General features: G+C 66.0%; 19 protein-coding genes and 1 pseudogene. 11 read left to right on the plus strand and 9 right to left on the minus strand.

Annotated features, from left to right (window positions below; all coding sequences use genetic code 11):
• Positions 1 to 5: 5 nt before the first annotated feature.
• From BKA03_RS09515 to BKA03_RS09530, 4 genes are all read right to left on the minus strand, one after another.
• On the minus strand, positions 6 to 2,285 hold the full coding sequence (locus BKA03_RS09515; protein WP_083971910.1) for a putative bifunctional diguanylate cyclase/phosphodiesterase: 2,280 nt from the start codon (positions 2,283 to 2,285) through the stop codon (positions 6 to 8).
• On the minus strand, positions 2,270 to 4,849 hold the full coding sequence (locus tag BKA03_RS09520) for an FtsK/SpoIIIE family DNA translocase (protein ID WP_062075812.1): 2,580 nt from the start codon (positions 4,847 to 4,849) through the stop codon (positions 2,270 to 2,272). Before BKA03_RS09520 ends, BKA03_RS09515 begins: the two co-directional genes overlap by 16 nt.
• A 301-nt stretch (positions 4,850 to 5,150) precedes the next feature.
• A complete protein-coding gene (locus BKA03_RS09525) occupies positions 5,151 to 5,720 on the minus strand; it encodes a hypothetical protein (protein WP_062075811.1) in 570 nt (189 codons plus the stop codon).
• Between the two features lie 122 nt (positions 5,721 to 5,842).
• Entirely contained in the window at positions 5,843 to 6,211 is a 369-nt protein-coding gene (locus tag BKA03_RS09530; protein ID WP_062075810.1) for a metallopeptidase family protein, read from the minus strand.
• 975 nt (positions 6,212 to 7,186) lie between these two features.
• On the opposite strand from BKA03_RS09530, the gene BKA03_RS09535 reads away from it, so the two are divergent.
• Positions 7,187 to 8,218, plus strand: coding sequence for an aldo/keto reductase (locus BKA03_RS09535; protein WP_062075809.1), 1,032 nt, complete (start codon positions 7,187 to 7,189; stop codon positions 8,216 to 8,218).
• Between the two features lie 394 nt (positions 8,219 to 8,612).
• Here BKA03_RS09535 and BKA03_RS09540 read toward each other — a convergent pair whose 3' ends face one another.
• Positions 8,613 to 8,912: a hypothetical protein gene (locus tag BKA03_RS09540; protein WP_062075808.1), complete on the minus strand. Its 300-nt coding sequence runs from the start codon at positions 8,910 to 8,912 to the stop codon at positions 8,613 to 8,615.
• 293 nt (positions 8,913 to 9,205) lie between these two features.
• On the opposite strand from BKA03_RS09540, the pseudogene BKA03_RS09545 reads away from it, so the two are divergent.
• The 4 genes and pseudogenes from BKA03_RS09545 to BKA03_RS09560 form a co-directional block, all read left to right on the plus strand.
• Positions 9,206 to 9,904 (plus strand): annotated as a pseudogene (locus BKA03_RS09545) (extracellular solute-binding protein); the annotation flags it as partial.
• A 42-nt stretch (positions 9,905 to 9,946) separates the two neighbouring features.
• Entirely contained in the window at positions 9,947 to 10,540 is a 594-nt protein-coding gene (locus BKA03_RS09550; protein WP_062075806.1) for a carbohydrate ABC transporter permease, read from the plus strand.
• 4 nt (positions 10,541 to 10,544) lie between these two features.
• Complete coding sequence (locus tag BKA03_RS09555) at positions 10,545 to 11,363, plus strand: carbohydrate ABC transporter permease (RefSeq protein ID WP_062075805.1); 819 nt, start codon at positions 10,545 to 10,547, stop codon at positions 11,361 to 11,363.
• A 95-nt stretch (positions 11,364 to 11,458) separates the two neighbouring features.
• Positions 11,459 to 13,345: a glycoside hydrolase family 127 protein gene (locus BKA03_RS09560; protein ID WP_308477973.1), complete on the plus strand. Its 1,887-nt coding sequence runs from the start codon at positions 11,459 to 11,461 to the stop codon at positions 13,343 to 13,345.
• A 135-nt stretch (positions 13,346 to 13,480) separates the two neighbouring features.
• Here the strand turns inward: BKA03_RS09560 and BKA03_RS09565 are convergent, their stop codons facing one another.
• A complete protein-coding gene (locus BKA03_RS09565; RefSeq protein WP_062075803.1) occupies positions 13,481 to 15,163 on the minus strand; it encodes a ribonuclease J in 1,683 nt (560 codons plus the stop codon).
• The gene (gene dapA, locus BKA03_RS09570; protein ID WP_062075802.1) at positions 15,160 to 16,053 is read right to left on the minus strand and encodes a 4-hydroxy-tetrahydrodipicolinate synthase; all 894 of its coding nucleotides are present in this window, start codon (positions 16,051 to 16,053) and stop codon (positions 15,160 to 15,162) included. The genes BKA03_RS09565 and dapA overlap by 4 nt, the downstream gene beginning before the upstream one ends.
• A 126-nt stretch (positions 16,054 to 16,179) precedes the next feature.
• Here dapA and BKA03_RS09575 point away from each other — a divergent pair, with 126 nt between their 5' ends.
• The 6 genes from BKA03_RS09575 to BKA03_RS09600 all read left to right on the plus strand — a co-directional run bounded on the left by BKA03_RS09575 (position 16,180) and on the right by BKA03_RS09600 (position 19,843).
• Positions 16,180 to 16,983: a thymidylate synthase gene (locus BKA03_RS09575; protein WP_062075801.1), complete on the plus strand. Its 804-nt coding sequence runs from the start codon at positions 16,180 to 16,182 to the stop codon at positions 16,981 to 16,983.
• 20 nt (positions 16,984 to 17,003) lie between these two features.
• A complete protein-coding gene (locus BKA03_RS09580; protein WP_062075800.1) occupies positions 17,004 to 17,540 on the plus strand; it encodes a dihydrofolate reductase in 537 nt (178 codons plus the stop codon).
• Positions 17,541 to 17,611: 71 nt separating this feature from the next.
• Positions 17,612 to 18,250, plus strand: a complete 639-nt coding sequence (locus BKA03_RS09585) for a GNAT family N-acetyltransferase (protein ID WP_062075799.1) — start codon at positions 17,612 to 17,614, stop codon at positions 18,248 to 18,250.
• Positions 18,238 to 18,954, plus strand: coding sequence for an AzlC family ABC transporter permease (locus tag BKA03_RS09590; RefSeq protein ID WP_373366732.1), 717 nt, complete (start codon positions 18,238 to 18,240; stop codon positions 18,952 to 18,954). Before BKA03_RS09585 ends, BKA03_RS09590 begins: the two co-directional genes overlap by 13 nt.
• Positions 18,951 to 19,274 carry an AzlD domain-containing protein gene (locus tag BKA03_RS09595; RefSeq protein ID WP_062075797.1) on the plus strand — a complete coding sequence of 108 codons (324 nt, stop codon included), beginning with the start codon at positions 18,951 to 18,953 and terminating at the stop codon, positions 19,272 to 19,274. Before BKA03_RS09590 ends, BKA03_RS09595 begins: the two co-directional genes overlap by 4 nt.
• Positions 19,275 to 19,327: 53 nt before the next feature.
• Entirely contained in the window at positions 19,328 to 19,843 is a 516-nt protein-coding gene (locus BKA03_RS09600) for a GNAT family N-acetyltransferase (protein ID WP_062075796.1), read from the plus strand.
• A 59-nt stretch (positions 19,844 to 19,902) separates the two neighbouring features.
• On the opposite strand, the gene BKA03_RS09605 is transcribed toward BKA03_RS09600, so the two are convergent.
• Together BKA03_RS09605 and dapB are read right to left on the minus strand one after the other, a co-directional pair.
• Positions 19,903 to 20,409, minus strand: coding sequence for a hypothetical protein (locus tag BKA03_RS09605; RefSeq protein ID WP_062075795.1), 507 nt, complete (start codon positions 20,407 to 20,409; stop codon positions 19,903 to 19,905).
• Positions 20,409 to 21,152, minus strand: coding sequence for a 4-hydroxy-tetrahydrodipicolinate reductase (gene dapB, locus BKA03_RS09610; RefSeq protein WP_062075794.1), 744 nt, complete (start codon positions 21,150 to 21,152; stop codon positions 20,409 to 20,411). The genes BKA03_RS09605 and dapB overlap by 1 nt, the downstream gene beginning before the upstream one ends.
• Positions 21,153 to 21,176: the final 24 nt, after the last annotated feature.

Here is a 21,176-nt window from a genome sequence, read left to right on the forward strand (position 1 = left end):
CTCTCCTAGTGGGCGCTACGCGCCGACGGCAGGTCAAATGGATTGTCGAGTTCCTGGGGACGCGCCTCGATGAGGCTCTCCATGAAGGGCAATCCCATGGCGAAGACCGCGGCGGCCGGCTGAGCCACACCGAAGAGCCACCCCTGGCCGTACTTCCATCCGCATCGCGACAGGAAGTCGGCCTGAGACTCGGTTTCGATTCCCTCAGCAATCGTGGCCAGGCCTAACTCCCTCGCGAGGGCACCGAGCGCCCGAGACACACGGGCGCCGGAGGGGTCCTCCGGAATGCCCGCGACGAAGGACATGTCGAGTTTGACCCCCGAGACCGGCAAGTCTCTCAAGTACGACAGCGGCGATACTCCCGTGCCGAAGTCGTCGAGAAGGATGGGGACGCCCGCGTTGCGCAACTCGGTCAACTCATGGCGGATGCGTGTGTTTGGCGCCACGAGTGAGGCCTCGGTGAGCTCGACGACGAGCCTCTGAGGGCTCAGCCGGTAGCGGGCGATCGCGCTGAGCACCGAGTTGGCAAATTCGCTGTCGCCCAATTGGTCGGCGGATACGTTCAGCGAGACCCATACGCCGGGCTCGGGGAACTGGGCAAGGAACGCCGCGGCCAGCTCCACCAGAGCGGTTCCGAGTTCCGTGGCGAGCTTGCGGTCGTCGAGGAGCCCGAGGAAGGCCCCCGGAAGGAGCAAACCGCGCGTCGGATGCTGCCATCGAACAAGAGCCTCGTAACCGACAACGGAACGCGAAGCGAGGTCCATCACGGGTTGGTAGTGCAGGACGAGGTCCCCGTGCTCGATCGCCTTGGCGAGCTCGCCACCGAGAACGGAATGGTGGTCATTTGTCGATTGCATGGATGGGTCGTAGACCTCAGTCCGCGACTTTCCCAGCGCCTTGGCGCGGTACATCGCGGCGTCTGCCGCGCTCAAGAGGCTGGGAGCACCGCCTGCGACGGTGTCGCCGTCCGCCATCGCGATGCCCACCGAGCAGTGCAGGTTCAGTTGATGCCTCTTGACCTGAAGCGGCCGCTTGAGTCCCGCGTGGATCGCGCCCGCAATCTCATACAGCGCTTTGCCGCAATCGGAATCCTGGACCACGATGACGAATTCATCGCCGCCGATGCGTGCGACGGTGCCTCGCCCCGCGGTGGCCGATCGCAACACGCCGGCGACGTGGACAAGCGCGCTGTCACCGGCGGCGTGCCCAAAGCGGTCGTTGAGGCCCTTGAACCCGTCGAGGTCGACGGCGATCACTCCCACCCTGGACGTGGCATCGGGCTGATCGAGCACCTTCTGCAGCACCTCTTGCATCAGGGTGCGGTTGGCGAGGCCAGTCAACGGGTCGTGCATGGCGCGGTGGGCCATCAGCTCGGAGTGGAGGCGGTCGTCGGTCGAATCACGGACCTGAACCACATAGTGGTCTGGCGCGCCTCCCGCGTACCGCACGAGCGCGACGTCGAGAACGGCCCACACCACGTTCCCATCAGCCCGCACGTAGCGCTTCTCCAAGGAGAAGTGATTTTGCAGGCCGTCGTAGAGCCGCTGCAATTGCTCGCGTTCCGCCTGGACGTCGCGAGGGTGAGAAAGGGCGCTGAACGGCGTCCCCCTGAGCGCGGCCACCGTGGAGCCCATCATCGTCGCAAAGGCCCTGTTGACGGCCATCAGGCGCCACTCCAGATCGACGAGTGCCATGCCGACGGGGGCGTTCTCCATCGCCCTGCGGAACTGGGCATCCGAGCGATTGAGCGCCTCGGCTGCCTCCTGAAGGCCACTAGTATCCATGAGCGTGGTCACGGTTGCCGAGTCGCCATCGACGGCATCTGGCACCTTGCGAGACTTCACCTGGAGCCACCGCACATCTTCGCTGCCCCGCCGTCCCGGAACTCCGATAACGCGGGGCCGGTCGTCGTCCCTTCCAGGGGCGAACACCTCTTGTACGAGCAACGGACGGCCATGCTCGTCGACCGCCTTGAAGGGCAACTGTCCGAGCGGGGTCCCGAGCACGGCACTCTTGTCGATGCCCATCATGTGCGCGGCCATGTCGGTCAGGACAACGATCTCGCTCGTGCGCGAAATGATGAGGACTCCGTCGCGTGCGGAAGACAAGATGGCTTCAAACTGCTTGCGCATGCTGCGCTCTTTGCGGAGCGCCAAATCACGGGAACGGCGGACGCGTCCGGAGCGGATGAACGATACGAATACTCCTGCGAGCGCCACGAGGACAAACACGGCCACTCCAGTAGCCACATTGGGCTTTTGGAGTAACTCTAGGAATCCTCCCATGATCCATCCTCGGAGTCACTGACGTACGGTTCACCCACCGTATCCGAGGATGCGCCCCGCAGAATAGCCAACGTGGACGCCAGTTCGTCGGGAGTGACGAATACCTCACGCGCCTTGGACCCCTGAGAGGGGCCAACGATCTCTCGACTCTCGAGCAAGTCCATGAGTCGACCAGCCTTGGCGAAGCCCACGCGGAGCTTCCGTTGAAGCATCGACGTCGACCCCAACTGCGTCGTAATGACGAGCTCCGTTGCGGCGAGCAGGTCTTGCAGGTCGTCGCCAATGTCCGCGGCGACCTTGGCCTGATTACCCACCGTGATGACGTCATCCCTGAATTGGGGTTGAGCCTGCTTCTTGACGTGCTCGACGGCCGCGTGGATCTCGCTTTCCGTGACCCACGCGCCTTGAACGCGCATCGGCTTGGACTCCCCCATGGGCAGGAAGAGCGCATCGCCCTGTCCGATGAGCTTCTCGGCACCGGGAGTGTCGAGCACGACGCGGCTGTCCGCAAGCGAAGACGTGGCGAAGGCAAGGCGTGAGGGCACGTTTGCCTTAATAGTTCCCGTCACGATATCGACCGACGGCCGCTGCGTCGCAAGCACCAAGTGGATGCCTGCGGCGCGCGCCAACTGGGTGATGCGCTGAATCGAGTCCTCGACGTCGCGAGGCGCGACCATCATGAGGTCGGCAAGCTCGTCGACGATGACCAACAGGTACGGATAGGTCGTAATGCGACGCTCCGAGCCCGGCAGCGGCTTGACCTTGCCCGCCCGCACGGCCTTGTTGAAGTCGTCGATGTGCTTGTATCCGTACATCGCAAGATCGTCGTACCTAGTATCCATCTCCTTCACGACCCACTCGAGGGCCTGGGCCGCCTTTTTGGGGTCGGTGATGATTGGAGTTATGAGGTGCGGAATACCTTCGTAGACGGTGAGCTCGACGCGCTTGGGGTCAACCAACACCATGCGCACCTCTTGAGGGGTGGCGCGCATGAGAACGGACGTGATCATCGAGTTCACGAAGCTTGACTTACCCGCACCGGTCGCGCCCGCGACCAGCAGGTGAGGCATCTTGGCGAGGTTCGCCATGACGTAGCCGCCCTCGACGTCCTTGCCGATGCCGATCGCCATCGGGTGGTCGTTCTTGGTTGCCACGGGAGAACGCAACACGTCCCCAAGAGACACCGTCTCGCGGTCCGTATTGGGAATCTCGATGCCGATCGCCATCTTGCCGGGGATGGGCGAAAGTATGCGGATATCGGGGCTCGCCACCGCGTACGCGATGTTCTTGGCCAGCTGCGTGATCTTTTCGACCTTGACGCCCTGGCCAAGCTCGACCTCGTAGCGCGTCACCGTCGGGCCACGCGAGAAGCCGGTGACATGCGCGTCCACCTGGAACTGCTCCAGGACGCTGGTGAGCGACTCGACGACACGATCGTTCGCCGCGGACCGGGTCTTGTGCGGAGCGCCCGGCTTGAGGATGGCCGGGTTGGGAAGCACGTACGGGCTCGAGTTCTCGAGTTCGCCTTGCTCCCCTACAGGCACCACGGCGGTGGGAGGCGCGGTCCGCTCGCCGTGCACCTCGAGGACCTCGGTACGGGCCGCGAGCGCGGTGGCATCGGCGTCGTCAAGCGCGTCCCTCTCCGCATCCCCCGACGGGGCATACGGGTTGGGAATGCCTCCGAGCGGGGTGCCGTGGCGAGGGTATCCGTGGAGCGGCGTCGGCACGCGAGCGTCTTCCTGAGTCGACGGGCCCCTGTCATAGGGCGAAATCGAGGGGTTGACGATCGCGTCAAAGTCGCGATGCCCGTTGACGCCGTCCCGCAGGGCTGGGCTGGCGAAGGGCTCATCGGCCTCGTAGCCGTCGAGCTTGCGCCTCGCCTGTACCCGCTCCTTGAAGCTCGCGCGCTTGCGCCGCTCGAGCGTGCCGTGCTCGGGAAGGTCCAGTTCGCCTTCGTCGTCTGCGTCTCCCCCACGACCAGACACCGCGCGCCGCGCCTGCGACACGAGGAACGCAATGACTTCACGCAACGGCTTGCCGATGATGAAGAGCACGAAGGCGAGCCCTAGAAGCACCAACACCGTGATGGCCAGACCTGGTGTGAGCAAGGCCGCGAGCGGAGTTCCAACAATGAAGCCGAGCACCCCTCCCGCCTTCTGCACCGGCTCAAGGCCATCCGAGGGCGACGGTCGATGATCGGCGATGTGGATGATTCCGGTGACCGCGAGCGCAAGCAGGACGGATCCAAAGACGATGCGGTAGTTCGCGTCTCCCGCACCCGGGGCGCGGAACAGGCGAATCGCCATCGCGACTAGCAACACGGGAAGCGCTACCGAAAGCACGCCGAACGTGCCCGCGGACAACCGGTGCAGGAACTGTCCAAACGGGTTGTCGAGCTGGAACCACTCGCTCGCCGCCACGAGGATCGCGATGATGATCAGGCCGAGAGCGAGTCCATCCCTGCGCACCTCATGCGGAACATCGCGTGCGCCTCGACCCAGGCGCCGCACTCCGCCGCCAACGAGCCGAGCCGAGCCTGACCCAACGCCCTTCAGCGCGCGCACGGGCCACGCCGAGGTCTGCTGCCGCCCGCGTGTGGATTGCTTTCGGGTGGTATTGGACCGCGCGGGAGCGCGCCTCGTCGAATTGGACGAGGAGGAACGCGAGCGTGACGGGCGTGACTGTGCCATGGTCCCCCCAGGCTACGTTGACGCACCCACCTAGAGGTGGAGCCACGACGACGGGCGGGCAGACGGGTGAGTAACCCTGCGGGGATCACTTGGAGCCAAGACCCGCAAGTCGGCGCTGGTGACCATTCGCGAGCGCCCCTCGCCTCTCAGTCGGCGCTGGTGACCACTCGGCGCACTAGAGACCCCGCGTGCGGCGCCGCAGGAACCCGTAGCCCGCCACGACTTCGGCAACAATCAGCAACGCGACAGCCCCGCCCACGGGAATCTGCCACGACTGAGCGCTCTCGTGCCACTCGGGGTGCTGCGCGATGAGCGTGTGCCACGCGCTCCAGTTGCGGATGTGCACCACGAGCGCGAGGACCGTCGCGGCAACCATTGTGGACCCGGCACCTGCGGCAAAGCGCCGCGCGGACAAGGCCCTGTAGTCGGGCACGAATTGCCCGCGCCACACGGTCAGGGCCGACCACCAGGCGATCGCAGCAGCCGCAATCAGAGCGAACTCAATCACGCCCGCGATCTCCCACTGCCACACCGAAAGGGGCGCGGCCCACTCGAGCACGCTGCCACCGTTGGCCCCGCGAATGACCGTCGCACCGGACACCGTCGCTGCGGTGACGCCCCCGAGGATCACCAATGCCGTCAGGATCGGCGCCACGAGGCCCAGCGTCAGGGCGATCGCAAGCCTGACACCCCTTGGGAGGCCGGTCGCGGAAGCGGCAGGCGAACTCATGTCGGTCACTGTCATCGCAGTTCCCCTCGTTGCGCGCCCGCCGCTGCGGGCTCGAAGTACGAGGCTAACCCCGCACGCCCCAAACCGTGCGTCGGAACGTTGGGACCACCCCTCGCAGGGGCCGACGGCGAGAGCGCCTAGAACCAGCCGAGTTCGCGCAGTTCTGCCTCGGAGATGCCCATGGCGTGGCCGACCTCGTGGCCCAGCACCTTGAGCACGCGCGCCGGAACGTCTTCGCGGCGCGTGCACACCGACAGGATGGGCAGCCGATACAGACTGATGGTGTCGGGCATCGAGCCCGCCACGCGGCCGCCGTGTGCCGTCGCGGGGATCCCGCGATACAGGCCCAGGAGTGTGGTCCCCGGTTGCGTAGTGCCGGGCGCGGGCGCATCCTCCACGAGCACCGCGAGTTCCTGGAGGATCGGAGCGGTCCAGTCCGGAAGAGAGTCCATCGCGTCCCGCACGAGGTCCTCGAACTCCTCGTGAGACATCGGGACCGGACTCATTGCTCTTCCTTTGTCCCTGGTCGAACGAGCCAACCGGTGGTGTGCTTCGCGTGCGACGCGCATCGGCGCTGTCGGGATCTCTTTGCCCTGTAAGGCTACGTCTCGGCACGTGAATGCAGAACAAGGGAGTTGACTTGACGCCCGACACCCGAGTCGGCGCTGGTGACCACTCACGAGCCGCCGCTGCATCTCAGTCTGCGCTCACGCCCACTCATGGGGCGAATCCCCGTCGGTAACCCTCGTTGTCGCCAATCCACCCGGCAGATGTGGTGCTGGCGACCACTATTTGACGCCGGGTGCATCCTGCGTGACCGTCACGCCCACTCGTCAACGCCCGGCGCATCCTGCGTGACCGTCACGCCCATTCAGGGGGCGAATCCCAGTGGCCAACCCGGCCTACCGCTAATCAACCCGGTACCGCTGTCCAACGCGGGACTCCGTTGGGCCGGAGATCCGCTCCACCGCGTCAGCGGGAACGCGCTCAGTCACACTGGCAATCCCGCAATTAGCCGACGCGTCCGGTTGGTCGTTGGCTAAGAGTTGCTGTTGGCGCAGGCCTGGCCGTGATCCTGGAGCCCGCCGGGCATCGGTGGTCCGAGTTTTCATGTCGCGTGCGATGTCAGCGATCCATTCGTTGCGACGGTCTGCTGAGATCTCGTTCGGCCACTACGGGACTACGAGTGCCGATGGCTCACGGTCGACGTTGAGGTCCAATCCGACGGCGAAGTCGCCGCTCTCGTGGATGTCCAGGTAGAGGAGACCGAGGTGGATACGACGTAGCGCTCGCTTTGTCGGCCACGGGCTGCCGTTCTGAGAGACCCTGAGCGCGCGCTCGCCGCCGCAGTCGGCGTAGGGGTCCGCCAGTCACACGTGTCGCTGTCGAGCGACGAGGCACGCCGTATGCTCGGTGATGACCCCCAACACTCCTGGCGTTGACCCCTCGATCGATGCGTTCAATGGATTAAGGACACCCCGATGCACTATCGAACCCTTGGAAACAGCGGAGCCGTCGTGTCGACGTTCGCTCTGGGAACTATGACCTTCGGCGCGGAGGCCGACGAGGCGACGTCGCACGCCATCCTTGGCGACTACCTCGAATCCGGCGGCAATCTCATCGACACGGCCGACGTGTACAGCAAGGGGGCCTCGGAGGAGATCATCGGGCGCTGGCTCGCAGCGCACCCCACGGACAAAGAGCAGATGGTGATCGCCACCAAGGGACGCTTCACGATGGGCAGTGGCCACAATGACCTCGGCACGTCCCGGCGCCACCTCGGTCGCGCGCTTGACGCGTCGCTGAGGCGCCTCGGCGTGGAGCAGATCGACCTCTACCAGATGCACGCCTGGGACGCAGTGACTCCGCTTGAGGAAACGCTGCGATTCCTGGACGACGCCGTGCGTAGCGGCAAGATCGCCTACTACGGGTTCTCAAACTTCCTCGGCTGGCAACTGACCAAGGCCGTGCACCTGGCGCGTGCCAACGGCTTCACACCGCCCGTGACGCTCCAGCCGCAGTACAGCCTATTGGTGCGGGAGATCGAGTCCGAGATCGTGCCAGCCTGCCAGGATGCGAACATCGGCTTGCTGCCGTGGTCGCCACTCGCGGGCGGCTGGCTTACCGGCAAGTACCAGCGCGACGCCAACCCGACAGGAGCCACACGCCTGGGCGAGGACCCGGAACGCGGAATGGAGGCGTGGGAACCTCGCAACAAGCAGGAACGGACATGGCGGATCCTCGACACGGTCGGGCAGATAGCGAAGGTCAAGAGGGTCAATCAGGCGCAAGTGTCGCTTGCGTGGCTTGAGGCGCAGCCCGCCGTCACCTCGGTGATTCTGGGGGCGCGCAACACCGACCAACTCGCCGACAACCTCGGTGCCACCGCCGTCGAACTCACCGCCGACGAGCTCAAGCGTCTCGACGAGGTGAGCGCCCCCGTCGTCTCGGACTATCCCTACGGTGCAGCTGGCGCCGACCAACGCCACCGCGCCATCGACGTCAGCGACTGAGCATCGGGTTCCTGGGCCCGCCCAGGGAAGGGCCAATGAGCACGCTCGCCCCCACGAAGTTATCGACTGGAACCGGCCCGCCGAGGTCCACTTCGCCCTCGCCGACCCCAACTTCGAAAGACAAGAAACCCTGCCCACTGCTTGACGCGGGACAGACCCCACACGTGGGAAACGCGGCCTGCCGCCAATCCACCCGGCAGACGTGGCGCTGGCGACCACTATTTGGCGCCGGGTGCATCCTGCGTGACCGTCACGCCCACTCGTTAACGCCCGGTGCACCCTGCGTGACCGTCACGCCCATTCACGGGGCGTACCCCAGTGGCCAACCCGGCCTGTCGTTAATCCACCCCGTCGGAGGCGGCCGCCCGGTGCACCCGGAGCGGATTTGTCGCGCTCATTTGAAGTCGAATGTGTAGCACCAGGCGAATGCGGTGGCGACCTCCGCCTCGAGCTCAGGGTGCCTCTGCCGAAACTCCTTGGAACTCTGGCGACCCATGGACGCAAGGTCTGGCGCTTCAATCCGCGCGTCCGATGTGTAGAAGTCCTCTTCCAATGAACGCAATAGCGCGAGAAGTTCGGTCCCCCGTGCGGCCCCGAATTCTTCCACCACGGCTGCATCATCGCGTGTCGGCCATGTCGTGTGGCCCCATCCCGTCCACGTCGCTGCGGCCCGCGAGATTTCTGTTGCGTCCATGTTCGTCACTTTACGACGTTGCGCGGACTTGTCGATCTGAGTGGACCGCGTGAACGCCAGCCGTCAACCCGGCCTGTGTAAACCCGGCACACCCCGACCGTCTTGCGGACCCAACCTGCACGCGGCGCGGCGTTGCTTCCGAGGGCAAGCCTGATCGCCGTGAGGGAGCGACGTCGGGCCGCGCACCAGGGCGACCCGGCGGCAAGACTCAACCCCAGCGTCGGCCGCCCCAAGCGTCGGCCCTACTCGATGCTTGCCGTCGACTCACGCGGCACGACTCGCACGGGAAGTCGGTTGACGCCGGGATGCGACGCTCCCCCGAGGCCATTTCGGCTTTGACGCTGTGGAACGCTTGGGTAAAGAACGGCCTGGCACCTCAGTCAGTCCTCACCAACACCCAGGGCACCAGCTGGGATGAGTTCCTGACTGGCGACTTCGGATTTGCCGAGAACGAGTCGTGGTTCCAGAGCACGGCCGACACGAACGGCTACAAGGTCATCCAGATCCCCGGCATCAATGGTGGAACCGCACCGGCCCCGACCGGCGGCGAGTTCATCACGATCCCGATCCAGAAGGACACCTCGCGCTACGCCATGTCGGCGAAGATCGTGGAATGCCTGACGGAGGGTTCCGCGGGTGCCACGGCGCTCGGGTACGTCGCACCGACAACGGCCGGTGCCGACGCACAGGCGTCCGCGAACACACCTGGTGCGAACTCGTTCTGGGTTCAGGCAGTCGCCGACGCCAAGCCGCGCACTACTGACAACCTGGGAACCTGGGAACCTGGGAACCTGGGAACCTGGGAACCTGGGAACCTGGGAACCTGGGAACCTGGGAACCTGGGAACCTGGGAACCTGGGAACCAAGTACAGCATCATCTCGGAGCAGCTGTACACGGCAATTCAGGTGGCGCTCAGTGGCGGATCCTCACCGGCCGACGCTCTCGCAGCAGCGCAGGCTGCAGCGGTGAAGAATCTGGGATGACGCAGTAGGCACGAAACTACCTACCCATCATTCATCGCAGGAGGTTAACAATGACCACGTCAGTCACGCGCCACCAGGCGCCTGCTGACGGTCGAAACCGACGTGAGGGGGCGGCGCAAGCCGCCTCCTCACGCGGGGCTCGCCGCCGCGCCGCACGCAGACAACAGCTCGCTGCGTGGCTCTTCATCACTCCCGTCGCGATCTATCTCGTGCTTTTCTATGCCTACCCGCTCTACCGCAACCTCGACTTGAGCTTCCGCGACTACACGTTGCGATCCTTCATCAGCGGGTCCGCGGACTTCGTCGGTCTCGCAAACTACCGCGACGTTCTCACCGACCCCGCGTTTGGCACCGCGCTGTGGAACACCGTCGTCTTCACCGGCGTATCGCTGCTATTCCAGTACGCGATCGGGCTGGCACTCGCGGTGTTCTTCTTCCGCAGGTTCCCTCTCGCCACCACACTTCGCGCGCTCTTTCTCGTGCCGTGGTTACTGCCGCTGCTCGTCTCGGCGTCCGTTTGGGCGTGGATGCTGAACTCCGACTCGGGCGTCGTCAACTGGTTTCTCGAGAGCATCGGGCTCAACCCCATCTATTGGCTTACGTCACCGGACTGCTCTACATCCGCGCCCAGCAAAAGGCGATGAACTCGTGACCCGCCAGCGACGGTGGCACACCACGGCGATAGCGCTCGTACTCACCGGCATCATGCTGTTCCTGCTGTACTGGATGGTCAACGTCTCCCTGACTCCGCGCAACGAGCTGCGCAAAGACCCCCCGAACCTCTTTCCCATGCACGCCACGTTCGAGGGTTACCCGCGCGTGCTCCACGAGCAGTTCCCCTACTTGGGAACTAGCCTGCTCGTGGGACTCGGCACCGTGGCCATCACTCTGGCGCTGGCCGCACCCGCAGGCTTCGCTCTCGCGAAACTGCGCCCGATAGGCGGTTCCGTCTTGAACTTCCTGCTGCTCGTGGCGCAAATGATCCCCGGCATCATCATGGCCATGGGGTTCTACCTCATTCTCAACAACTGGGGCATGCTCAACACGATTCTTGGCCTGATCATCGCCGATACCACGCTCGCGGTGCCGTTCGCCGTGCTGATCTTCACTGCGTTCATGATGGGCCTCCCGAACGAGTTGATTCAGGCCGCGCGCATCGCCGGGGCCGGCCAGTGGCGAACCTTTCGCTCGATCGTGTTGCCGATGAGCCGCAACTCGATCGTCACCGTGGCCCTCTTTGCCTTCCTGTGGTCGTGGTCCGACTTTCTCTTCGCCTCGACGCTCAACCGAGGTGGGTCACTGCAACCGGTCACGATCGGCATCTACCGCTACCTGGGGAACAACACGCAGGACTGGATCGCTATCATGGCGACTGCGGCGGTGGCATCCGTGCCCGCGGCCATCCTGCTCGTGATCGCCCAGCGCTATGTAGCTGCCGGAGTGACCGCCGGCGCCGTCAAAGAGTGACACCGACAACCATGACAAAGGATCCCTCAGTGACCCATCCCTCCGCCCTTCACACTGTCTCCTCCGCTGCCGCCGCCCCCAGACGCGGAGGGCCCGTGGAGCCACGCTCGGGCACCCTCACACCGCTCGCTCCCGGCGAGGTACGCGTGACAGGGGGCTTTTGGCACGACCTGCAGCGCCTCAACGCGTCGACGATCATCGGGCACTGCCTCGCATGGGTCGAGCGTGTGGGCTGGCTTGCAAACTTCGACCGCGCGGCCGACGGCTCACTCGAGGCCGATCACGCGGGCATCGAGTTCGTCGACTCCGAGGTCTACAAGCTGCTCGAAGCGATGGCGTGGGAGATCGGCACCGACGACGAGGGCGAACTAGCCGACACGTACCGCGATCTCGTCAACCGGGTCGCCGCCGCCCAGGAGGAAGACGGCTACCTGCACACCTTCTTCGGCAGGCCCGGCCAGCGCGCGCGCTTCTCCGACCTGGAGTGGGGGCATGAGCTCTACTGCTTCGGCCACCTCCTCCAGGCCGCCGTGGCCAGGCTTCGTTCAGGTCACGATGACCAGCTTCCGGCGGTCGCACGTCGCCTCGCAGACTTCCTCGTCGTCGAGTTCGGCGAGACCGGGCGCACGGCCGTCGGCGGCCACCCCGAGATCGAAGTGGCGCTCGCGGAATTCGGTCGCGCCACGGACACTCGCACGTACATCGACCTCGCGGCGACGTTCGTGGAGCGCCGCGGACACGGCCTGCTTGCCCCCATCGAGCACGGGCAGGAGTACTTCCAAGACGACCAGCCGGTGCGCTCGGGGGCGGTGCTCCACGGCCATGCGGTGCGCGCCCTTTACCTCTCCGCAGGTGCGGTGGATGTGGGCGTGGAGCACGACGACGAGGCTCTCGTGGAGGCTGTCGAGGGTCAGTACGTGGCCACTCTCGCGCGCCGCACCTACGTCACCGGCGGCATGGGCTCGCACCATCGCGATGAGGCTTTCGGGGACGACTTCGAGTTGCCCCATGATCGCGCGTACGCAGAGACGTGCGCCGCGATCGGCTCGGTCATGGTCAGCTGGCGGCTCCTGCTTCACTCGGGCAAGGCCCGGTATGGAGATGTCATCGAGCGCACACTGCTCAACGCGGTTCTCGCGAGCCCCCGCAGGGATGGCAAGGCTTTCTTCTACTCCAACACGTTGCACCAGCGCACGCCCGGATTACCGCCAGCCGAGGACTCCACCAGCCCGCGGGCACAGTCGAGCATGCGTGCGCCCTGGTTCGAGGTCTCGTGCTGCCCCACCAACGTCGCACGCACGCTCGCATCGGCGCATCTGTACTTCGCGACCCGCTCCGACGCAGGGCTCCAGATCCACCAGTTCGGCGATTTCACCGCGACCGCCGAGGTCGGCGGTGAGGAACTGACCGTCCAGATCGCGTCCGCCTACCCCTTCGAGGGCGATGTCGTGCTCAAGGTCATCGCGGCGCCCTCTTCGCCCGTCGAAATCGCTCTGCGCGTGCCCGCGTGGGCCGAGGCAGAGGCCACGTGGTCCGTCAATGGCGACGGCCTGACCGTCGCGCTGGGCGACGGCTACCTCCGCGTCACGGGCATCGTGTCCGCCGACACCGGGCTGCTGCTCTCGCTCCCACTCACCCCGCGCGTCGTAAGCCCAGACCCTCATATCGACGACGTGCGCGGGCAGGTCGCGATCGAGCGCGGACCACTCGTCCTCGCCCTCGAGTCGATCGATCTGCCCGATGGCGTCGACACGGAGTCCGTCGAGATCGACTTGTCGTCCCCTATTGAGTCGACACCCACGGGGGCACGCGTCACCTTGCGTCGGCGCACGGACCGCGAACTCCCATGGCCGTATGACGGCGCCAGCACCACGGATACGGACGCAGGCCCTGCCATCGTCGCCGATATGATCCCGTACGCCAGGTGGGCGAATAGGGGTCCGTCGACGATGCGCGTTTTCCTCCCGACGGCGCGACCGTAGCCCCTCAGACCCCGCGTCGGCCGGAACAAATTCCGCCACTGGCGGGAGATTCATGTCGAAAACCGGTACAGATTACGCCATTGTGGCGGGAGGCGGTGGGGCGCGGCGGAGGGCGGGGCGCGGCGGAGGCCGTCCCTAGGCGTCGATCACAATCGGGATGATCATGGGCCGACGACGCAGCTTGGTACCGACAAACCGTCCGACCACGCGACGCATGACCTGCTGCAACTGGTGGTTGTCGGTGGATCCCGACTTCGCGGCCTCTTCGAGTGCCTTCTTGAGCTCGGGCATGAGCGCGTCAAACACCGAGTCGTCCTCGGCGATGCCCTTCGCGTGGATCTCGGGCCCGGACAGCACGCGGCCATTCGAGGAGTCCATGACCACGAACACCGAAACGAAGCCCTCGTCGGCCAGGATGCGACGGTCCTTGAGCTCGGCCTCGGTCACCTCGCCCACAGACGAGCCGTCAACGTACATGTTGTGGAACTCGATGGCACCCACCACGTTGGCGATGCCGTTCTTCATGTCGATGACGACGCCATTTTCGGCGAACATCACGCGCTCGGCGGCCACCCCCGTCTTGATGGCCAGGGCGCCGTTGGCCAGCAGGTGGCGCACCTCGCCGTGGATGGGCATCACGTTCTTGGGGCGCAGGATGTTGTAGCAATACAGCAGTTCGCCCGCGCTCGCGTGGCCGGAGACGTGCACGCGCGCGTTGGACTGGTGCACCACGGTGGCACCGAGGCGCAGCAGCCCGTTGATGACGCGGAATACCGCGTTCTCGTTGCCAGGGATCAGCGACGACGCGAGGATCACCAGGTCGCCCTTGCCCACCTCGACCTTGTGGTCGCCGTTCGCCATGCGGCTAAGCGCGGCCATGGGCTCGCCCTGGGAACCGGTCGACATGAAGACGACCTGCTCCGGAGGCAGGTTGTCGGCCTTCTTGGGGTCGACCAGGATGCCATCCGGCACCCTGAGGAAGCCGAGGTCCGCCGCGATGCCCATGTTGCGCACCATCGAGCGGCCCACGAATGCGACGCGACGCTTGTGCGTGTGGGCGGCGTCGATGACCTGCTGGACGCGGTGCACGTGGCTCGCGAACGAGGCGACGACGATGCGGCCGGTGGCGTTCGCGAACAGCCGGTCAAGCGTCGGCGCGATTTCGATCTCGGACGTGGTGAAGCCTGGAACCTCGGCGTTGGTGGAGTCCACCTGGAAGAGGTCGACTCCCTCCTCGCCAAAGCGGGCAAACGAGCGCAAGTCGGTGATGCGGCCATCGAGCGGCAGCTGGTCCATCTTGAAGTCACCGGTGTTGAGGATCGTGCCCGCGGCCGTGCGGATGAACACTGCGAGAGCATCGGGGATCGAGTGGTTGACCGCGACGAACTCGAGGTCGAATGCCTTGATCTTCTCTCGCTGGCCCTCTTTAACAGCCAGCGTGATGGGCTTGATGCGGTGCTCCGCGAGCTTCGCCTCGAGGAAGGCGAGCGTCAGTTGCGAACCCAGGATGGGGATGTCTTGGCGCATGCGGAGCAAATACGGTACGGCGCCGATGTGGTCCTCGTGACCGTGCGTGAGCACGATGGCCTCGATGTCGTCCAGGCGATCCTCGAGGTAGCTGAGGTCGGGAAGCACGAGGTCGACGCCGGGCTGGTTCTCTTCTGGGAAGAGAACGCCGCAGTCGATGATGAGCAGGCGGCCGTTGAGTTCGATCACGTGCATGTTCCTGCCGACCTCACCAAGGCCACCGAGCGCAATCATGCGCAGGGTGCCGTCGGCGAGAGCGGGAGGGGTGGGCAGTTCGGGGTGAAAGTTCATCGAGTCATTCCTGCGGCCTCCAGGGCCGCTGTCAGGGCGACGTATTCTGCGTCGCTTGCGGGAAGGAGCGGCAGGCGCATAGTCCTGCTGGGAATCACTCCGGCCCAATACATTGCGGATTTGGCATTAGTGGCGCCAGGACCATTGAATACTGCGGCATGCACGGGCAGCAGGGCCTCGTGGATCCGTTCTGCCTCGGCGGTGTCGCCGGCCTCGAAGGCCGCGATCATGGCCGCGATCTCGCGTGACGCGATGTGCGACGACACGGAGACCACGCCCACTGCGCCCGCGCGCAAGAAGTCAAGAGTGAGAGCGTCGTCGCCCGAATACCAGGCGAGGCCAGTGCGCTCGATGCGCGCCTTGGCGGCCACGAGGTCGCCCGTCGCGTCCTTGATGGCGACGATGCGGCTCATCGCGGCGAGCTCGTCGTACGCCCATTCGCCGATAGCGACGCCGGTGCGGCCCGGAATGTCGTAGACAAGGACCGGAAGCGCAGTGGCGCCCACGATCGCCCTGAAGTGCGCGACGATTCCCGCTTGAGTCGGCTTGGAGTAGTACGGCGTGAGCGCGAGGATGCCATCCGCGCCATTTTCCGCACCCTGCTCGGCCATGCGCACGGCGTGAGCGGTGTCGTTGGAGCCCGCCCCTGTGAGGATCGTGACATCGGGGCCAACAGCCTCGCGCACGGCGCGCAGGAGGTCGACCTTCTCGGGTGCGTGCGTCGTCGGCGCCTCGCCCGTCGTGCCGGAAAGCACAAGGCCGTCACAGCCACGTGACACCAAATACTTCGCCAGACGCTGGGAAGTGGCGAGGTCGACGGCGCCGCCTTCGTGCATCGGCGTCACCATGGCTGTCAGCACTGTGCCGAACGGCCGCGCGGGGTTGGTCATGTGCTAAACCTACCGCGTGTGAGCGTGCGAGAAGAGAGGTCCGCGCCCCGTCGCGCTGTGGCCAATTCGCGACGCAAGCCGCCGTGCCGCCGTCTCGAAGCCTGACCGTCGGCGTAACCTGGGCGCGTGAACGCGATCCCCACCCCCTACGAAGACCTGCTGCGCGACGTGCTCGCCACCGGCAGGCCCAAGACCGACCGCACCGGAACGGGCACCCTGTCGACGTTCGGCCGCCAGATTCGCTACGACCTCAGCCAGGGATTCCCCCTGCTCACCACCAAGCGCGTCCACGCCCGCTCGATCGTGGGCGAACTGTTGTGGTTCCTGCGCGGGGACACGAACGTGCGCTGGCTCCAGGAGCGCGGCATCACCATTTGGGACGAGTGGGCCGATGCCGATGGCGAGCTTGGTCCCGTCTACGGCTACCAATGGCGCTCGTGGCCCACGCCCGACGGTCGCCACATCGACCAGATCGCAAACGTCATCGAGTCCATCAAGAGCAATCCGGATTCGCGCCGCCACATCGTGTCCGCGTGGAACCCCGCGCTGATCGACGAGATGGCCCTGCCCCCGTGCCACGCGATGTTCCAGTTCTACGTGGCAGACGGCAAGCTCTCGTGCCAGCTCTACCAGCGGAGCGCCGACCTGTTCCTTGGCGTGCCGTTCAACATCGCCTCGTACGCGCTGCTCACGCACATGATCGCGGCGCAGACCGGCCTCGAGGTAGGCGACTTTGTGTGGACCGGCGGCGATTGCCACATCTACTCCAACCACATGGACCAGGTCGAGCTGCAGCTCAGCCGCGAGCCGTACCCCTATCCCACGTTGCGCCTGGCACCGAAGGCCTCCCTGCTCGACTACGACATGGACGATGTCGTCTTTGAGAACTACGTCCACCACCCGGGGATCAAAGCCCCTATCGCGGTCTAGAACGATGGCGGTCTGACGCAATGACGATCAAGGCGATGTGGGCGCAGGCGCGCGACGACTCTGGGCGCGCGGTGATCGGCTTCGAGGGTGAGATGCCCTGGAGCCTCCCCGAGGATCTGGTCCGCTTCCAGACGCTTACTCGCGGACACGCCGTCATCATGGGCAGGCGCACGTGGGAGTCTCTGCCCGAGCGGTTCCGGCCCCTTCCCGGCCGCACGAACATCGTCGTGACGTCGGTCGACGCTCTTGACGGTGCGGCGACGGCGGGCTCGCTTGCGGGCGCGTTGGCACTTGCCGATGCCTTGGTCGAATCCGGCGACCTCGCCGAGGACGCGACCAGGTGGATCATCGGCGGTGCGCGCCTGTTCGCCGCCGCGATCGGAGTAGCCGATGCCTTGGAAGTGACCGAGATTGACCTGACGGTCCCAGGAGACACCTTCGCGCCTGAGATTCCCGCGCACGCCTGGCAGGTCGAGGCGAAAATGCCGTGGGCGCTCAGCGCGGGCGGGTTGCAGTATCGCTTTGTCACCTACGTGCGGCGCGTCCTGACCGCCTAGGGTCCCCGCCTGCCCGTGTGACCGGCCCAAGGCGCTACGCCTGGACGCACTGCGCATGCCACAATCGGCGCATGCCGGAAACCCCGTGGCGCATTCCGCACCGCATCGAGACCGAGCGTCTCGTGTTGCGCCGCTACGAGTCATCCGATGTGGAAGAAATGTCGCGCGTCATCATCGCGAGCAGGCATTACTTGGCGCCGTGGATGCCCTGGGCGCGAGACGAACCGATCAGTTTGACGGAGAGGTCCGAGCACATCGCGACGTATATTCGCGAATACGACGAGGGCACCGACTTCGTGATGGGCATGTTTTTGCGCGACTCTGGCGCGTACGTTGGCGGCACCGGCCTCCACACACGCCTGGGAGAGGGCATCCTCGAGATCGGCTACTGGATCGCCGCGGATCGGCAGAGAAACGGCTACGTGACCGAGGCCGCGACGGCGCTCACTCAAGTCGCGATCGACTTCGCCGGGGCGGAGCGCGTCGAGATCCACCACCTCCCGAGGAACCTCCACAGCAGGGCGATCCCCGAGCGCTGCGGCTTCACCTACGAGGGCAGGCACGAGACCCTGATGCCCGGAGTCGATGAGTTAGAGGCCGCCGACGTCTGGGTGGCCACTGCAGACAACCTCAAGACCGGGATGCTGGGATCGACGCCGCGCCCCCGCCTGTACAACGCCGCAGGATGGGGACTCGAGTGGCCGTCCTAGGCGCGCGCCTCACACCCGCGCGCCAGCAGGCCCTGTCCGTCTCGATCGCGACCGGCGCCTACGCGTTGAGCTTCGGGGCCCTTTCCGTCGCGGCCGGCCTCGACCTCTGGCAGACATCCGCGCTGTCGCTTCTCGTGTTTTCGGGGGGCTCCCAATTCGCGTTCGTCGGCGTCATCGGGGCGGGTGGCATCCCGGCTGTGGCCGCGGCCACCTCAACGTTCCTTGGCATCCGGAACGGCTTCTACGGCGTGGCACTCGCGCCCGTATTGCGGCCGTGGCACGGCTGGCGGTCGTGGTGGGGCACTCAGGTAACGATCGACGAGTCGACCGCAGTAGCGATCGCCCAACCCGAACACGATGCCGAAGCGCGTCGTGCGGGCTTCTGGTGGACGGGCGTCGGCGTCTACGTCTTGTGGAACGCCATCACCATCCTGGGCGCTCTCGTGGGCCAACGCGTCGGCGACCCCTCGGCGTGGGGGCTCGATGCTGCCGCCGCCGCCGCGTTCCTTGGTCTCGTGTGGCCACGCCTCGCCGACCGCCGCGCGCTCGCCGTCGCGGCGGTCGCGTCCGTGATCGCCCTCGCCCTGACCCCGTTTGCCCCGGTAGGCGTACCGATCATGGTCGCCGCAGTCGTCGCGGTGGCTGCGGGATGGCCCACCCCGCGCGCCGGCACCACGGCCGCAGCGCCCAAGGAGAACTCATGACGCCGTACGCGTGGACCTGGGTCGCGATCGTGGGCGCGGGCGCCGCCATGTGGCTCATCAAGGCCGTGGGTCATCGCGTCCCCGAACACGCTCTCGACAATCCTCGCCTGGTGAGGATCGCGGCACTGGTGACGGTGTCACTCCTGACAGCGCTCGCGGCCCTGCAGACCCTGACCGTGGGCAAGGGTCTCGAGGTCGACGCCCGCGTCCCCGCCCTCGCGGTCGCCGCCGTGCTGTTGTGGCGCAAAGCGCCGTTCATCGTGGTGGTTGCGGTGGCTGCCGGTGTCGCGGCGGGGCTTCGTGCGCTCGGATGGGGCTAAGACCGGACGTTTGGTCGTCACCTGCGCGCGCCGGAGGCCTTACGCTCGGAAGTATGAGCGACTCCCCCACTGCAGACGTTGCCGTCCGCCCCGCGCGCCCAGGCGATGAAGAAGCCATCGGAAGTATCCAAATCGACTCCTGGGTCGGCGCCATCGGCGAGCAGTTGGGGCGCAAGCGCCACGAGGTCTTCGACCACGACGCGATCGTGAGCGGGTGGGCAAACTCGATCTCGCAGCCGCCAACGCCGGACCATGTGGTGTTCGTCGCGACGCACGGGGGCGTCGTCGTCGGCTTTGCCGCTGTCGCGCCTCCCAACCAAATTGTGGCGCTCGAGGTCGACCCCGAGCGTCGGCGCAGGGGCCACGGCTCACGGCTTCTTGCGGCAGCAGTCGATCACCTCAAGGCTCACGGCGCCACCGACATCAAGCTGTGGTCGCTCTCGAACGACTCCGTGCGGACACACTTCTTGCAGTCGGCCGGCTTTGCCGAATCGGGAATGGTGCGCGAGCTCGATGGCCTCGGAATCGCGATCCCCGAAAAGCTCTGGCACGCGTCGCTCGAGGCCTAGGTCGTCCGCTCCCATTTCGGGGCGTCCGCCCTCAGTTCGCCGCCCTCAGTTCGCCGCCGTCACTCCGCTGGTGTCACTTTCCCGTTGTCCTTTTGTTGCGCGCTGCGCGCGCGACGCGTCCTGTACAGGGTGGCCGCGTGCCCCAGCGATTTGCGCGCCATCGACCTGTCACCGGCCGCGTCGTAAGCAAAACCTACGTGGAACCAGGCCGCCCAGTCGTCTGGCCGGAGTTCGACCTCCCGCTTTGCGAACTCGAAGACGGCGTCTTGTGCCTCGGCCGTGAGCCTTCCGCGGGAATCCCGGTCCCCCTCGTGGACCGGCAACCTGCCGTCCGCCTCGAGCTCGTCGGCCATGCGTTGCACCGCCGTGCCGAGGCGCCATTCGTGAAGGAGCCACCACGCGCCGAGCGCGGGAAACAGCAACAGTGCAAAACCAAGCGCTCTCGCGACCGGATCGCCCGTTGCGATGAACACGACGGCGCGGCCCGCGACGAGCGCGAAGTACAGCGCGACGATCGAACTCGTGGCGGCTGCGGCCAAGAATCCGCGCTTACGTAGCAGACCCACTACAAGTCCATGAAGTGTTCGAGACCCACCGTGAGACCCGAGTGAAGCCCCACCTGGCGAATGCCCAAGAGGACTCCAGGCATGAAGCTCGCCCTGTCGAAGCTGTCGTGCCTGATGGTGAACTGCTCCCCCGGGTTGCCCATGAGTATCTCCTCATGCGCGACGAGTCCGCGCAAGCGCACCGCGTGGACGCGCACGCCGTCGACGAGTGCGCCACGGGCGTGGTCCGGGTCGTGGGTGGTGGCATCGGGCGACTGGCCAATGCCCGCCGCCTGCCGCGCCGCCGCGATGCCCGCGGCCGTATGTGCAGCGGTGCCCGACGGGGCATCGACCTTGTCGGGATGGTGGAGCTCGATGATTTCCACCGACTCGAAGTACTTGGAGGCGGCCGCGGACAGGCGCATCGCAAGGACCGCGCCAAGAGCGAAGTTGGGGGCGATCAGTACGCCGAGTTCCGGACGCTCCTTGAGGTGGTCCTCGACACGCAAGATCGCATCCGGGGTCCAGCCGCTCGTTCCGACGACGGCGTGAATCCCCGCGTCGATGAGCGCGTGGACGTTTGCCTCGGACGCGCTCGGCACCGTGAAGTCGACCGCGACCTGTGCGCCCGCGTGCGCGGCGACCGCGATGTCGTCGCCCATGTCGAGCGCGGCGACGAGAGCGAGGTCATCGGCCGCTTCGACCGCTCGCACCACGTTGCCACCCATACGTCCAGATGCCCCAAGCACAGCCACGTTGATCATGACCCGAGCCTACCCGTGGCTCGT

The organism is Demequina lutea (assembly GCF_013409005.1).
Classification (GTDB): domain Bacteria; phylum Actinomycetota; class Actinomycetes; order Actinomycetales; family Demequinaceae; genus Demequina; species Demequina lutea.

Coding starts and splice junctions, on each gene's coding strand:
- BKA03_RS09515 (WP_083971910.1), bottom strand. CDS start 2,285: ATGGGAGGATTCCTAGAGTTACTCCAAAAGCCCAATGTGGCTACTGGA.
- BKA03_RS09525 (WP_062075811.1), bottom strand. CDS start 5,720: ATGACAGTGACCGACATGAGTTCGCCTGCCGCTTCCGCGACCGGCCTC.
- BKA03_RS09530 (WP_062075810.1), bottom strand. CDS start 6,211: ATGAGTCCGGTCCCGATGTCTCACGAGGAGTTCGAGGACCTCGTGCGG.
- BKA03_RS09535 (WP_062075809.1), top strand. CDS start 7,187: ATGCACTATCGAACCCTTGGAAACAGCGGAGCCGTCGTGTCGACGTTC.
- BKA03_RS09540 (WP_062075808.1), bottom strand. CDS start 8,912: ATGGACGCAACAGAAATCTCGCGGGCCGCAGCGACGTGGACGGGATGG.
- BKA03_RS09550 (WP_062075806.1), top strand. CDS start 9,947: ATGACCACGTCAGTCACGCGCCACCAGGCGCCTGCTGACGGTCGAAAC.
- BKA03_RS09565 (WP_062075803.1), bottom strand. CDS start 15,163: ATGAACTTTCACCCCGAACTGCCCACCCCTCCCGCTCTCGCCGACGGC.
- dapA (WP_062075802.1), bottom strand. CDS start 16,053: ATGACCAACCCCGCGCGGCCGTTCGGCACAGTGCTGACAGCCATGGTG.
- BKA03_RS09580 (WP_062075800.1), top strand. CDS start 17,004: ATGACGATCAAGGCGATGTGGGCGCAGGCGCGCGACGACTCTGGGCGC.
- BKA03_RS09585 (WP_062075799.1), top strand. CDS start 17,612: ATGCCGGAAACCCCGTGGCGCATTCCGCACCGCATCGAGACCGAGCGT.
- BKA03_RS09595 (WP_062075797.1), top strand. CDS start 18,951: ATGACGCCGTACGCGTGGACCTGGGTCGCGATCGTGGGCGCGGGCGCC.
- BKA03_RS09600 (WP_062075796.1), top strand. CDS start 19,328: ATGAGCGACTCCCCCACTGCAGACGTTGCCGTCCGCCCCGCGCGCCCA.
- dapB (WP_062075794.1), bottom strand. CDS start 21,152: ATGATCAACGTGGCTGTGCTTGGGGCATCTGGACGTATGGGTGGCAAC.